Raw genomic sequence first — 13,809 nt, 5'->3', positions numbered from 1 at the left:
AGTAAATTGACTGGATAGGAAGAGCCGTATGAATCGAGAGGTTCACGTACGGTTCTGTGAGCACCTGAGGGGGAAGTTCCTTCGGGTGACTCGACCCCCGGTGGCTCAGCTCGACCCCGGCAATGGCAAGACTCGCAAGGCTTATTTATGGGCCTATCGCAGCAATGATCTGGAACCGGGGCCGCGCATCATCATCTTCGACTATCAAGCCGGCCGCAGCGGTCGGCATGCACAAAACTTCTTGCAAGACTGGCAAGGTCATCTGTTAGTTGATGATTATGGAGGATACAAACCCTTATTCTCATCCACTTCGCCCTGTACTGAGCTAGGCTGCTGGGCTCATGCGCGCCGTAAATTCTTCGATCTGCATCAGGCCAACAACAGTCCCATGGCCATGGAAGCATTACAACGCATCGGCATGCTGTATGCCATTGAAGCCGAAGGCAAACACCTGACGATCGAAGATCGCCAGCAACTACGTGCAGAAAAAAGCTTGCCCGCCCTCAACGCACTGCATGACTGGCTGATACAAACCCGTTTACAAACGGCCAACGGCGGGGGCTCTGCCAAAGCGTTGGACTATACTCTCAAACGCTGGCCAAGTCTGATCCGTTACGCACACACCGGCCACCTGCCTATCGACAACAACCCGATTGAAAATGCGATCCGCCCCATTGCATTGGGCAAAAAGAATTGGCTGTTTACCGGATCAGAGCGTGCCGGCCAGCGCGCAGCCGCTATCCAAACCCTCTTCGGTACCGCTCAACTCAATGGACTAGATCCATCCGCATGGCTCAAAGATACGCTCATTAAGCTCCCTACCTGGCCCAATAATCGTATCGATGAACTGTTACCCCTGGCACCGGAGTTCATTAAATCACTACAGCAGTAACAATGACAGGTGGCAGCGTTGGACGCATACGTTGGAAGAATCAAAATTTTTAAATTAATGAATTTTTTTAGTTAAAGACTGATCGCTGATAATTATCACATTTGTCACATTATTATCAAGACTTAAGTTTCGGGGTTCATTTTTCTCTTAAAGCTTGAAATATCGTATTGCTTCATTGAAGCAGAACCGCAAAAACGAGCAAGTGGCCCAACTCCGATAATGCTAATTGAAGAAAGCAATGAGGATGAATAGCGTCCCAACTATTCGCCAGTATAGAAACCTATTGTTATCTCGTGCCATGAATTGAGAAGCATATAAACAACAATGCAATTTATGATCGAGATGACGCTAACTTTCAATTCTCTTTTCGATTTCATCCAAATGCTGCACTATGAAATCCAGAATATTCCGGGATTCAGTTTCATTGATCAAATCCAGAGCATAATGACTAACGATATAGCATAAGGAATGAAGTGGCTCCCCTGAACTGAACAACCTGAGAGAAAGTTAAGCTCTGTCATGTGATGTTATCAAGCTCAGGCGGCTTGTTGTCTCGATAATTTCTGATAATACACTTCATCGGGTGTCTGATTGTTGAGTCCCTGATGGAAGTGTTCTTGATTGTACCAGTCAAACCAGCAAGTTAAACTGCTTCTTACCTCCTTTAAGTTGTTGAATGCTTGAGCATAGAGATGTTCATACTTGACAGTGCGCCAGAAACAATGAAAGCTGGCAGCGTTAGACGCATACAGATCACCGTCGCTTTCGGCTAACGCATTAGAAAATTCCTCGTCATACACATCGGAAATGTGCCTGAAGAACAGCAAGGGAAAGATGTATTGCTTATAATCCCCGGCATCAATGGTGCCACGTAAGGCCGTGGCTGCGCCCCAGAGGTATTTCTCTAGTTCCTGCTGTGTCATTCTTCAGTCATTACCATCAGATCAGCGCCTGTAACATCCAGCATTTGTATGAGCTGCTTTTTAAGGGTTTGTCTCCGGTTTGACACAAAGTCTAAAAAATCCTCAAAAGCTAAAGACGCATCGGGTTTAATATGGTGTTGCATTAAAAAGCTTTGTTGCTCAGCAATACTTGGAAAGCTTTGTTTTAACCATTCCACAAAATGTTTGTCACTTTTTTCGATATTTTGATTAGCTTGAAGTAACTGCAAATTAGCTAACGAGTTACAATTTTTATTGTATGAATCTAATTGGTCATCATTCATACCAAGTTTTTTTAGCTTAGTCTTGGTAAAGAATGATTTGGGGTGAATATGATCCTGATGGTATTTAAAATTATAGTTCAGTGATGGATATAACAGTGATAATGCACAATAAGTTTTTGCCTTGCCATATTCCAAGTCTAGGATATTTTCAATATCGTCTTCTGTAAAAGAGATTGATTTTCTTTTCCCTTTATAATAAGCAATGATTTCTTTTAATGGGAACTCCCCTAAGTTACTGTTAATTAGGTTTCGCATTATTGGGTATATAGAATCCGGTTGACCACCAAAAGTACCTTTCAGCAGAACTCTGGCTAACCATTCTTTGATAGCTCTTCTATCGTCTTCTCGCCTAGCCGCATGGATGATATCGTTATCAAAACCATTTTTATAAATGAAATATGCAATAGGGATAATGGTATTGGTAGCAATAAGATTATCTCTGTTATAACCTAGTTTTGATGCTAGTTGAATTGCTGACTGAACAGCCGATGAGACCTTGTCCCAATTCTTTTCAATCTTAGCCATATTGTCTTTTGTGAAATTGTCTACATGGAATTTCACATCATTGAAATCGGCCAGCACTAAACAAGCTTTCAGTACAAAATCTTTATTAAATGCAAAGCCATCGCCAATTTGATTGATATCGTCAACAAAATCATGAATGACTTCTCTTGCATCTCTCTCTCTCCACTGAGCAGTGGCGATTGATAATAAGAGATCTGAATAACTTAATTTAGTGCCACCACTGTTTATCCGAATGAATATTTGAAGAACCTTATCGAGTGCTTCGCCTTCTTCTAGATAGTAACTAATAGTGCCTTTTTGATGAACAGCATTAAAGAATTGATTAAGCGTGTTTATTGCATATTCAGATTGTTCTCTGGTATAGATGGAGGTGTTCATTAAATCCATTTGCATCAAGTACATCGATACTTTACTCATATCACTGATATCTAATATTTTTCCACATTCGAACCAGAAACATCCATCCCTATGTTTGGCTTCTGCATCAGTTAAAAATTTAAAATCATATTCAAGTTCAAGTTCCTCCGATGGACCGAGTAAATTAAGGTAAAGCTTTTTCTTAGGGAAAGCGTGTGGACTTTCCCAACGGTAATAAGGAATTTTTTGTGCGTACGTTCCTGTAAGAGATAGATATATCGAAGTCATGCGTTGCTGCCCATCCAACAGAGCTATGACATCCTCATCATTGGTCAATTCTGCTTTTCTATTATGACGACTATCCTTTTCATGATAATTCTTTAAGAATTCATAGAATTGAAAATCTTTAATCTTGTTCTTATCCACTTTCCAAAATAAAAATGTACTGATTGGATAATCTCTCATTAAAGAATCGAAAAGCATTTCGATTTGTTCTGTATTCCATACAAACTCGCGCTGTATAGAAGGCAAAATATAATGGCGTTTCTTTATGTTATCTATCGCTTTTTTTATTGTAATGGGGGTTTCGTAAGCCACTTATAAGAATCCTTGTAATATTTTTTTAATCCTTCCATTTAAACTTATTGCCGCTTTTTAATAATAGAATAGCCGCTTCACAAGCTAGGGCATTCGCTCTTTCTAAACCGGATAGTTCAGAGAGTTTATTAGAGATAACGTTTTTAGCAACACCAACGGATAACTTTATGTGAGATTTTTGGATTCGGTTGCAGGACGCTACATCATGAGTTCACGATCCATGTATCACTCAACTGAAACATAGAAAGAACCTATCTAAATCAAAACCAATAGTCCGGCTTGCTTTCTTATAGTACTTATCAAGCACGCCATATACAGTTATATAACAATAGGTTATGCACGCTTGATTCACCAAATCGCATAAATCTGGTAACTGGCTTATTACTATTCCAGTCTAATATTGGCACATATTTTAGTTATAACTTAAAATCAAAATAAATTTTCTTTATACAAATTTACAATACAGTATTAATTGGCGCTGATTTAAGTAAAGATGCAATTAATTCAAGATTTTTTCTATTGCCGGGTGCAAAAGTCTGATCATAATCTTCAATTTTTTCTATCGCACTTGGATTTATGAGAATTTTATCAATTAATTCGAGTTGTGAGAGAACACGTGCTTTTAATTTATCTGTTGCTAGTTTATTAGATTCTAAATCATACTGCTGTCTATTCAATGAGTCACGTTGATCAGCTAAAGATTGTGATTGAGTTACAAAATCGCTTAATGAATTAAATTCCTTTTCAGACATCCACTCTGGTTTACCTTTGGAAATAAATAATTTGAGTTCGCATATATCCCATATTGATGGCATCCCATTCACTCTGGAAAATCGGAAAACACTTTCCTTTATATCGTCACTTTGTTTATTGGTTAAAAGATCTAGTCGTGCTGTTTTTAGGATAGTTAATGGGTTATCTAATAACCGTAATGTATTGTGGTTAGTTAAATAATCAGTGTAACGTTCCTGAGCTAATTCGCGTATTCTGACAGCAACCGTTTCGGGAATGTGCTTGAGTATAGGATTGCTGGTATCTAGGATAGCTACGAATTCTTTATCTTTAATGTATGTTGGTAATAGGTTGTTTATTAAGCTTTCAGTAAGTGACTCCTCAATATCAGACCACAGTTCATTTGAGAGCGCCTTAGGTTTTTCTATTTTGAAGAAATCTACCAACTTTACAACTTTTGTATATTTTGTAATCACATTTGATAGCTTTGCCATTAACAAATTTGATGCTTCTTTTTGAAGTAATATCCATTTTTCATCAGGTAGCATTTCTGGCTTTGTGCGATTTAATAATTGATAACACAAATTTTTTTTGATATCTGAAGAGTTCTCAATATAGCTGTAACTTTTAAGAGAACGATCAATAGCTTCAAATTGTATTTCAGGCCACTCGGTTGAAGATACAAACCAAGGCTTATCGTCTCGAAAGATATTTTCGTCTTTAGTCCATCTGCTAAATGATTCCCTTTTCCACTTTCGAATATCTCCAGTTGTTTGCGTTAGCATCCCGAAAACGAATGCTAGCCATATCCAGTTGAAATTGACTTGTGGTGACTGATTTTCCTGCGCCTGCGCATTTCCGTCAGCATGGCTTATGGAAATCCAATCTTTTTGTATTGGCTCTCCATCATAACGAACCAACATTCTGATCTTCTGTTCAGATGGAAGCTCTGGATAAATTAGTTCAAAACTATTTGCGTCAGAAAAAACTTTTTCATCATTTTGATTCGAATGTTTAGTTAACTTGTATGTGGATATATGACGAGGTACTTTAATAGAAATAGTTTTTACAGCACTTGTTCCAGAATTTACAACTGAAACTTCTTGAGCATATTCAAGATCTCCATTTGAGTTGGGAATTTCGATTGCATCAGAAATAATATATTTTGCCGTTGGCATATCCTTGAAATAGTTTTGAACAGACCACAAGATCAAACCTCCCAGAACACTAACAAATATTGTTTTTATCATTTTCAAACACAGAAAAAAGAATACCCCATTCAAGTAACACAGTGGGCTACAAACACATGCCAATAGTAAATCCGCACCAAATATAGAAGGTTTTTGCCTTTTCGACAATAAGTCAGCCACAAGCCGCCTATGCGAGCGCCCGGACAACAGGACGAGCGCGCAGGCTAAAATACTGCAAGACATAGCAAAAGGTATAACGACTACCGTAACAACTGAGATAATTACTCAGTCTACAATGCTACTTACATCTTTTTATGAAATTTCTTTTTGATCTCTTTCCGATATTCCTGTTTTTCGTAACTTTTAAGATTTATGGCATTTACGCTGCAACCGCTGTAGCTATTGCTGCAACTTTTGTACAAATTAGCTGGGTATGGTTCCGTCACCGCAAAGTCGAAAACATGCTATGGATTAATCTCGTAATCATTGTTATCTTCGGCAGCGCAACATTGATTCTGCAAGATGAGACTTTTATAAAGTGGAAACCATCAGTGCTTTACTGGTTATTTGCCGCAGTTCTATTTCTGGCCGCACTGTTCTGGAATAAGAATTTGATACAATCCATCATGGGACGACAGATCACCCTGCCAAACCCGGCATGGCGAGTCCTTAACCATGCTTGGGCCGGATTTTTTGCTGCAATGGGCGTCGCCAATCTTTATGTGGCATACAACTTCACCACCGATACCTGGGTTAATTTCAAATTATTTGGGACTACTGGATTGATGCTGACGTTTGTCATCGTACAAAGTCTGTTTATAGCAAAGTATATGAAGGAAGCAGAGCAATGCCCCATATCACCTTCAAATGATCCTTCTAATAATCAGGAAAAACCCTAGACCAGTCGCCCTTCACTTGGAACTCATCAAAACATTGCATATTCGATGCGTTAATTAAGAACTTTCATATAACTACTAACAGAAATCCATGAATAATGTAGGGACTCTAGTACTGTATGCATAATCTATGGTTTACTTGATCTAACCTTGGGGCGAACATGTTTCATAATTCCTTTTGGTAGAGAAATCGTAGGCTGAGCACTTTGTGCCACTATGTTTGGAACTAGTGGGCTTTTACATAGATCAGAAGCGCTTGATTTTGCAGTACAGATTGATAGCTTCATTCCAACAGCAACTATCATTGCTAAAATTAACAAACCTAGATCTTGCAAGTTAAGTCATGACATTCTGGGTAAAAATTGGCAAAACTATTTACCATGAGACGACAAGCAAGGAGTAACAGTGGAGTCCGGTGCTCACTCCGCCACATTCATCAAATCACCTCGATAATATCTCTATATTACAAGGAGTTATCCATCGATAACACCCCACTCCTATCTCATATCAGTGACCGTCGGATTAACAGTCCGGAGATCAGTAGTGTGTGCCCACAAATAGCCGAAGAATCCAAACTTGTTTTTCTGCAAGTATCGATGTGCTTGAAGCAAACCGAACTCATTCCGAGAATCAGCCGCACTTGGTGGCACTCCTCCCCTGCGCTTCTTGATCTGAAACAATCAGCTACTCTCGGTTCTGCCGAACTGATTCTGAGCGTCGCCCCGAAACTCAATGGTATGGTGATGAGCGTGGGTGGGGAAAACTGGCAGAAATTCTATCTTGCAAATACTGAAGAAGAAGAGATCAGCGAATTTCGCACCCATTCGATGACGTATTCAGTTTAGGGCGCTTTCGCCTCTGAAAAAGCAGCCACGGCACCCGGCCGACGTAGCATTTTATCCACTTCGCCTTGATGCATTTCTTCTGCGGCAATTAGTCGGCGAGCGTACTCTTCAAGCATCACGAATTTGCCTTCCACCAGAGACAACAATTCTTTGTAAGTCGCTAGTGCTTCACGCTCGTGTTCCATGGATTCACGCAGTATGTCGCCAATGTCATGCTGATGGGTTTCCAACAAAGGACCAATTGCCAAGGAGGGATGCTCACCTAAGTGAGTGATCAGCTCACCTGCCTCTCGGGCATGAGCTAAGGATTCATCAGCTTGTTCCTGCAACCAGGAAACAATTGGAATACGATTGTAGCCATAGATCATGAAGGCATAGTGGGTGTAACGCACCACGCCAGCCAACTCTAGTTCAAGGATCTTACTGAGGCAATTCAGCACGGCGGGTTTATCGAATTTCTCATTCATTTGATTTCTCCTTTACTTAGCTCTAATAGCCTGAGGATTATTTAGGATACTCTGTAATATACACTTAGCGATTGAGCAACTGATTTAGATGGATTAACTTCACTCTCAATGTAGGAAGTGGCTGTGCCAAGGTTTATTTGGCCGTTGAACCTCCAAGACAGGGTGGAGAATTATTGACTGTCCCGCTCTTTTCAAACCATTCTTCGATTGTCATTGTGTGCAGATAAAGCGCATGAATAGAATGAGCAAGCTCCTCAGCCAGGAGAGTGTTCACCATTCGATGACGCGCTAACAGCTTTTTTCCATTAAATTCACTGGAAACGATTGTCACCTTGAAATGAGATTCAGATCCCACGGGTACATTGTGTTTGTGACTTTCATTGATAACTTCCAGAAATTGGGGTTGCAGTGCATGCAGTTTGGTCTCAATCACTTTTTTTATTTTCATAAATATTGCCCGTGTCGTCTCTCTGTTTCTTTTGAAACAAGCTTAGCATATCCGGGATCCAATTCAATTATCCTAACTCGACAGACTCTTTTTTTGCTATCTCCGGATATTGATGTGCTACACCGACAAGGCAAGAGCATTCGTGCCATTGCCAAGGCATTGCAGGTGTCACGCAATAACGTGCGTAAATATCTGCGCAAACCAGGAATAAAATTCTCTTAAAATTTATGATGCTCACTAAATCTTCCTATTCAAATATTTTGTGCAGATAGAAACTCTTATTATTACAGCGACTGTTTTAGCCATTAGTTGAGAGACGGGTTTTTAAATTAGTTACCCTGCGTTGTGATCGTTGATTTTTGACCGCCAAGGCTAATGCTTTGGGTTGTGCAATGATGACAACCAACTGCTTGCCGCGCGTAACGCCTGTATAGAGTAAGTTTCGTTCTAAAAGCATGTAATGCTGCATGGCCAGAGGAATAACCACCGCAGGATATTCTGGGCCTTGCGCCTTATGAATACTGATAGCGTAGTCAAGGAAATTTCATCCAGCTCTCTATAACTGTATCTGAATATATTTTGAGGCTAACAAGGGATTCTAAGCGCGCCGAACTTTTATTGTGGTGGCTTCAGTTTCTGGGCCGTGTTTTAGCGCGTGCAAGAAAACCGCAAAATAGCTGCGTTCAATCGATGCACCGACTCGCATAATCTCAGGAAGCATCAATGCATGAAGTTTCTGAAGGTTGTACCAAGGAACCCCCGGATAGGAATGATGCCCAATATGATAGTTGATGTTATTCCAAAAAAATGAATTTATTTGATTACTAGTGATGGTACGCGTCCCAACCAATTGCCCAGCATTCCATGGGCAGCCATAATGTTCTGCGATGAATCGAACGCTGTTGAAGAAACCAAAGAAAACAAGTGGCCAAAACCACACATCAAAAACTTTACCTGAGATTCCTTGAGAGGCAGCCCAATCAAATACGGCCCACATCACGGCAACGTGAAGAGCTATCTCACTCCAATGAATCAGCGCTTTCTTCCCGCGAAGAACTCTCAGCGGAAAAATCAATGTAAACTGAATTGCAGTCAAGAATACCCCGACAACCGCATAGGCGTAGAAGAGAATGAAGTCACCTACTCCGCGCTTCCCCATCGTGAACGCGTCCGGATCTTTAGGAGAACGATTGTGTCGATGATGCAGAAGGTGGTCTTCTTTAAAGGAAATAAACGATATAACAAGTGGGACCATAGCAAAAACTCCGAATACCCAGTTCTTCCAGCGCGCTTTAAATAAAGTGCTATGCGTACAATCATGCATAAAAGTTACAATGCCCATCTGCATATAACCCATTGCTAAATAGCATGACCAAGTCAAAAGCCAGTAGCTTGAGTTCCAGGCAATTACACCCAATGCAATCCAAATTCCATAGAACAGAGGGATCTTTAGATTGGGAACCCAACGATGTCGATATAGCTTCTTCAGCTCTGCGGTATTGATTGTTGATGCCATAAATTTGAAATGTATTTTTAAGTGAAAATTGGGACTGTAGCTCACACATGCCAATAATAACGTTTATTGGTTCGGCGGCATGAGCTTTTTGTTGATTAGCCAGTATTTGCGCACCATAATAAACTGCAACTGCAAGGAGTTGGTTGCTCAAGTAGTAGAAACAAGGAACATGTAGCGTTAGGTCAGCTCATACTGTGGTCGTAGAAAATCATAGCCTCAAGAAGCACTTGTATATTCAGCTTATTCAGCCTCTTTGTTCAGTTCAAAATTGTCATGTATCTTGTGCAAACTAAAGTAGAAGGCATTAAGGAAAGATAAAGCTAGCCCAGAACAGAATTTTTACCTCAGGCGGCCCAGCAGGGGTGCCGGTTGGGGGTAGTCATGCCCACCCGCAACCACCCTGCAGCGGCCAACTCCGCGTCCCTCGGGGGGCAACCTGCGCACCACCCCGGAACTCTCCCCTGTCCCAGCGCATTTCGGGATTCAGGAATCAACCTTAGGTTGCATGGCTTTCTTGATTTTGGCCGATGCACTGTTGGCTGCTTCCTGCAGCGCCTTCGTTGACAGGTGGGCATAGCGCATGGTGACTTTGGGATCAGAATGGCCCAATATCTGCTGGACCTGAAACAATGAGAAATTACTGTTGACAAGGAAGGAGGCAAAGGCGTGTCTCAAATCGTGTAAACGTAGGTGCCCCAAACCAGCTTTACTGCGCAATCGCTGCCATACCTTGGTGATCGTGGTATAGGGTTTGCCGGTCTGACGATTGATGAAGAGATACTCGTACTTTCCCCGAGTGTCCAACTGGTTCAGCACCTCCATGGCAGTCTCGTTGAGAGGGACTGAGCGTAACCGCTTGCTCTTTGAGTTGATGGCCCTGATCTTGAGAATTTTCTTCTCAAGATCGACGTTTACCCATGCTAAAGACATAGCCTCCTGGAGCCTCAAACCCGTACTCAAAAGAAACAGCGCAATATTGCATACGGTGCGGTTCTCATCGGTACGCAACACAGTCAGCAATCGCTCCAACTCATCATCGTTAAGGTAATTTTCCACGATGTTATCCTCGTGGAAGAGCGGTATCCGGGTGGCTGGGTTAGCTTCCAGGAATTCCCATTCGACGGCGAGGTTGAGTGAATGCTTGATGACCTTCAGGATGTGGTTGCAACTAGCCGGGGCCATTGTCTGCCTGTAGGAGGTGAGCAAGGCTTGTATCTCGATGCGGGTGATCTGGTGCAGCAGCTTATGGCCGAGGGTGGGTTGGATTTTCAAACGGAATATGCGAATGTCGTCCGAGATGGAGCGCTTGTGTGGGCTTTTGTGCGGCACGTAGTGATGCTCGAAGAATTGCTCATAGGTCAATTCGCTCTGTTTGGGTTTCCCCTCCTCCTTGAGGTTCTTCCCAAGGGCGATTTCTGCCTTGAGCGTTTTGGCTTGTCTGCGTGCTTCCGCTAATGTGATTTCTGTCGTTCTGGCAATCTTTTGATGTCGAGTTATTCCACTTATGTCCTTGTATCTTAAGTAAATAGTCCCTTCTTTAGGGCTGGTAGCACGTACTTCGATGTAGAGACCGGGGGTATCTTGGTCACAATACTCGATGCGCGATTTCCCTTCTGGGCACTGCAGGTTATTTCTGACAAAGCTTTCTGATAATTTAACGATAGGCATGGCGGGGTCTCCTGTGGTATTGAATTTGGGATAAAAAAAGACCGACACCTGCCTGAGGGAGACAAGTGCCGGTCTGCTAGATAATTGGTAGATTGAATATCTGCTTTAGTCGATAAGGATGTAGACTATAGCCAGACTTCCAGCATGCATTTCGGAATCGACCAAGCAGGGCAAGCGATACACACCGGGGATCTGGAATTCTGGAAACCTGACTCGGAGATACAAAGAGTGTATTGCAAGCCTAGTACTTTGGATTTTTATGATTTACTCTGGTGTCACTGACTCCAGAAGAGCATATATCTGTGCGCCACGATTACCCTTGGTATACTCCCACTTATGGATTTTGGGGTCAGTTCCAGTGTATTTTTCGATGATTCGTATGGCTGAATGTCTACTGATACCGGCACGAGTCCCCACCTCTTTAGCAAGCTTCATCTTGGTATTAATTCCCTCACCAATACAGGTAGTAATGATTTCAATGATTTTGTTATCTTCTTTGACTTCAGCAGACTGTTTTAGAGGTATAAGTTCCGTCTCGTCAAATTGCTTGACAGACAAGAGAGTCTCGAGGTATGAAATACCGTAGCCGGTTCGGTAGCTGTATGCCACATTCTGCACAACATTGCCGCGCCGTTTGATGTTTGTAAACTCAACGACTACCTCATTGGTATTCGCATCGCGCGTAACGACCTCCAATGTATAAGAACAATCGCAATCATTCAAGATATCGCTAACCCCTCCGTACATGGGTTTGCCATCCTTGCCTGGGTGTTTGTTGGTGTGGGATAAAGCGATTACTGTTCCTCCCTTCTGAACAAACCGCCTCATGACTCTCATGAAGTAACTGCTTTTGTTCTTATCCATCAAATCAACGACCTTCTTAAGAGTGTCTAGAATGATGATGACACCATGAGCCTGATTTTCTTTTATCATTTCGAGGATAAGAATTACAAACTGATTTTCGTTAAAATCCCGATAGCCATCCGCAAGCATGTGAAATCCATGCTCTTCGGCAATATGAAGCTTTTCAAGCAACCCCTTACTATTGTCATCCATGTTGAGATAAAAGAGCTTTGATGGATCAATTCCCCCTTGTTCAATACATTGGGTCAGAAGATATAAGGTAATTAATGTTTTCCCTGCGTTCGGAGGTGCATAAATATTAGTTATTTGGCCTTGTAAAGCAATTGGGCCTAGAATAAGTTTTTCTTCGACAAGTTGCTTCTCGATCTCCGAAGATTTGCCCGAAAGTGAATATTTGTCGAGCACAGTACTATTGCGTGAACTATCTTCTATTTGCTTTTTGGGGTCTATTACTTCCGTTTCAGTATCGAGTACTTGAAATTGAGAGCCATCTTTATCCAGATTCCAGCCTAAGGTAATTGGGCTGTTAATTTGATGAGGACAGCCCAAACAACCAGCTGGGTTTATCTTTTTGAAGTGTGCGCATGTCGTAGGCGGTGTTTTCAGGCGATGTTCAAGCTTCTTCGCGGTCTTAGCCCTATCATATTCTGGGTGACCACTACTCCAGTCTTGGCAAATCTCTGGACCATTCTGACAATGTCCCACAACACCCATAGAAGCACTCCATAGCGGTTCGCTTTGACCCGCTCCTTTGGAATCACGGAATGCGCCGATTTGATTGCAGCTATCGGCGACCTTATTCGCATCGGAGGGTGGGTATTCCTTACCACTAGTTTTATTACTATCAGGTTGAGTAGCTGGGGTCGTTTGGGTCGATTGTTCACCCAATGTGGCACGACCGATCTCGATGAGAGCATCCGCCGAGGCAACCCCACCCTCATTCATCCATTTTTGAGCTTGATCGACACGGGATAGGTGGCAACACCGTGTCCCTTGCTGTTGGTATAGGTTTGAACCTGATGTATCAACACTCATTTTGATTCTCCCTGCCAATAGCGTTGAACAAAGCCATGCCATGCTAGGGTATATTCTTCGGATGTTAATGGACGATCCACTGGTATGACAATACGGACACGCATACCTGGTTTGTCAGGACTACCATGGGAAAACGTAGTGTAGGCCAAGAATGTAAGCCCATCGTTTGCCATTTTGTTCAGGCCGACGATGAAATCACTTTCACACAGCCCATCGATATCCATGACGAGCATTGAGGCTTCAGTGACGTGATACTTTGAACGCATCTTGCCAGTGGTGGGTTGGCCATTTTTGATGGCAGCGTCCAGCGTATTGCCTACCAGTGGGGCTTCCTTGAGCAGGCAGGGGATAAAATATTTGCCCTGTTTTTTATCCTCAATAATATCGGGTTTATCAGGGCATATCACATGACAAGCTTCAAGCCACGTTATGTTTTCATACTCTTGGTCGGGTCGGGTACCTGTAAAGCCCTTGAACGTAGTAATCGATCCAAGCCACTCTGCCAATGGTTTTTTACTAAGAATTTCTGGGGGTTGATTTTTCATCATTTCC

12 protein-coding genes and 2 pseudogenes are annotated in these 13,809 nt (G+C 42.2%); 4 read left to right on the top strand and 10 right to left on the bottom strand.

What is annotated here, in order from left to right; all coding sequences use genetic code 11:
- Positions 1 to 40 precede the first annotated feature (40 nt).
- Positions 41 to 892 (top strand): annotated as a pseudogene (gene tnpC / locus C8R30_RS11985) (IS66 family transposase); the annotation flags it as partial.
- A 536-nt stretch (positions 893 to 1,428) separates the two neighbouring features.
- On the opposite strand, the gene C8R30_RS15960 reads toward tnpC, so the two are convergent.
- From C8R30_RS15960 to C8R30_RS11970, 3 genes are all read right to left on the bottom strand, one after another.
- A complete protein-coding gene (locus C8R30_RS15960; RefSeq protein ID WP_107784552.1) occupies positions 1,429 to 1,815 on the bottom strand; it encodes a type I restriction-modification system subunit M N-terminal domain-containing protein in 387 nt (128 codons plus the stop codon).
- Entirely contained in the window at positions 1,812 to 3,596 is a 1,785-nt protein-coding gene (locus C8R30_RS11975) for a DUF262 domain-containing protein (RefSeq protein ID WP_107784553.1), read from the bottom strand. Before C8R30_RS11975 ends, C8R30_RS15960 begins: the two co-directional genes overlap by 4 nt.
- Positions 3,597 to 4,051: 455 nt before the next feature.
- Positions 4,052 to 5,698 (bottom strand): hypothetical protein, encoded by a 1,647-nt coding sequence (locus C8R30_RS11970; protein ID WP_146156624.1) that lies wholly within the window; start codon positions 5,696 to 5,698, stop codon positions 4,052 to 4,054.
- A gap of 134 nt (positions 5,699 to 5,832) precedes the next feature.
- On the opposite strand from C8R30_RS11970, the gene C8R30_RS11965 reads away from it, so the two are divergent.
- Positions 5,833 to 6,417, top strand: coding sequence for a septation protein A (locus C8R30_RS11965; protein ID WP_107790202.1), 585 nt, complete (start codon positions 5,833 to 5,835; stop codon positions 6,415 to 6,417).
- 542 nt (positions 6,418 to 6,959) lie between these two features.
- Positions 6,960 to 7,259, top strand: coding sequence for a hypothetical protein (locus tag C8R30_RS11960; protein WP_107790201.1), 300 nt, complete (start codon positions 6,960 to 6,962; stop codon positions 7,257 to 7,259).
- Here the strand turns inward: C8R30_RS11960 and C8R30_RS11955 are convergent.
- Together C8R30_RS11955 and C8R30_RS11950 are read right to left on the bottom strand one after the other, a co-directional pair.
- Positions 7,256 to 7,726 (bottom strand): ferritin-like domain-containing protein, encoded by a 471-nt coding sequence (locus tag C8R30_RS11955; protein WP_090671676.1) that lies wholly within the window; start codon positions 7,724 to 7,726, stop codon positions 7,256 to 7,258. The genes C8R30_RS11960 and C8R30_RS11955 overlap by 4 nt on opposite strands.
- A 133-nt stretch (positions 7,727 to 7,859) precedes the next feature.
- On the bottom strand, positions 7,860 to 8,174 hold the full coding sequence (locus C8R30_RS11950) for a BolA/IbaG family iron-sulfur metabolism protein (RefSeq protein WP_107790200.1): 315 nt from the start codon (positions 8,172 to 8,174) through the stop codon (positions 7,860 to 7,862).
- A gap of 93 nt (positions 8,175 to 8,267) precedes the next feature.
- Between C8R30_RS11950 and C8R30_RS11945 the strand changes: the two are divergent.
- Positions 8,268 to 8,378 (top strand): annotated as a pseudogene (locus C8R30_RS11945) (helix-turn-helix domain-containing protein); the annotation flags it as partial.
- 94 nt (positions 8,379 to 8,472) lie between these two features.
- Here the strand turns inward: C8R30_RS11945 and C8R30_RS11940 are convergent.
- The 5 genes from C8R30_RS11940 to C8R30_RS11920 all read right to left on the bottom strand — a co-directional run bounded on the left by C8R30_RS11940 (position 8,473) and on the right by C8R30_RS11920 (position 13,805).
- Positions 8,473 to 8,694 (bottom strand): ATP-binding domain-containing protein, encoded by a 222-nt coding sequence (locus tag C8R30_RS11940; protein ID WP_258192031.1) that lies wholly within the window; start codon positions 8,692 to 8,694, stop codon positions 8,473 to 8,475.
- 78 nt (positions 8,695 to 8,772) lie between these two features.
- Positions 8,773 to 9,690 carry a fatty acid desaturase family protein gene (locus C8R30_RS11935; RefSeq protein WP_107790199.1) on the bottom strand — a complete coding sequence of 306 codons (918 nt, stop codon included), beginning with the start codon at positions 9,688 to 9,690 and terminating at the stop codon, positions 8,773 to 8,775.
- A 483-nt stretch (positions 9,691 to 10,173) separates the two neighbouring features.
- Positions 10,174 to 11,358 (bottom strand): site-specific integrase, encoded by a 1,185-nt coding sequence (locus C8R30_RS11930; RefSeq protein WP_107790198.1) that lies wholly within the window; start codon positions 11,356 to 11,358, stop codon positions 10,174 to 10,176.
- 264 nt (positions 11,359 to 11,622) lie between these two features.
- Entirely contained in the window at positions 11,623 to 13,257 is a 1,635-nt protein-coding gene (locus C8R30_RS11925) for an AAA family ATPase (protein ID WP_181258741.1), read from the bottom strand.
- A complete protein-coding gene (locus tag C8R30_RS11920) occupies positions 13,254 to 13,805 on the bottom strand; it encodes a hypothetical protein (RefSeq protein WP_146162693.1) in 552 nt (183 codons plus the stop codon). Before C8R30_RS11920 ends, C8R30_RS11925 begins: the two co-directional genes overlap by 4 nt.
- Positions 13,806 to 13,809: the final 4 nt, after the last annotated feature.

This window comes from Nitrosomonas nitrosa (assembly GCF_003051105.1).
Lineage (GTDB): Bacteria > Pseudomonadota > Gammaproteobacteria > Burkholderiales > Nitrosomonadaceae > Nitrosomonas > Nitrosomonas nitrosa.
This window is presented reverse-complemented; position numbering and strand designations above follow the sequence as displayed.

Bases quoted from the DNA above. Each gene is read 5' to 3' on its own strand.
- C8R30_RS11965 (WP_107790202.1), top strand. From the start codon at position 5,833: ATGAAATTTCTTTTTGATCTCTTTCCGATATTCCTGTTTTTCGTAACT.
- C8R30_RS11935 (WP_107790199.1), bottom strand. From the start codon at position 9,690: ATGGCATCAACAATCAATACCGCAGAGCTGAAGAAGCTATATCGACAT.
- C8R30_RS15960 (WP_107784552.1), bottom strand. From the start codon at position 1,815: ATGACACAGCAGGAACTAGAGAAATACCTCTGGGGCGCAGCCACGGCC.
- C8R30_RS11920 (WP_146162693.1), bottom strand. From the start codon at position 13,805: ATGATGAAAAATCAACCCCCAGAAATTCTTAGTAAAAAACCATTGGCA.
- C8R30_RS11955 (WP_090671676.1), bottom strand. From the start codon at position 7,726: ATGAATGAGAAATTCGATAAACCCGCCGTGCTGAATTGCCTCAGTAAG.
- C8R30_RS11950 (WP_107790200.1), bottom strand. From the start codon at position 8,174: ATGAAAATAAAAAAAGTGATTGAGACCAAACTGCATGCACTGCAACCC.
- C8R30_RS11930 (WP_107790198.1), bottom strand. From the start codon at position 11,358: ATGCCTATCGTTAAATTATCAGAAAGCTTTGTCAGAAATAACCTGCAG.
- C8R30_RS11925 (WP_181258741.1), bottom strand. From the start codon at position 13,257: ATGAGTGTTGATACATCAGGTTCAAACCTATACCAACAGCAAGGGACA.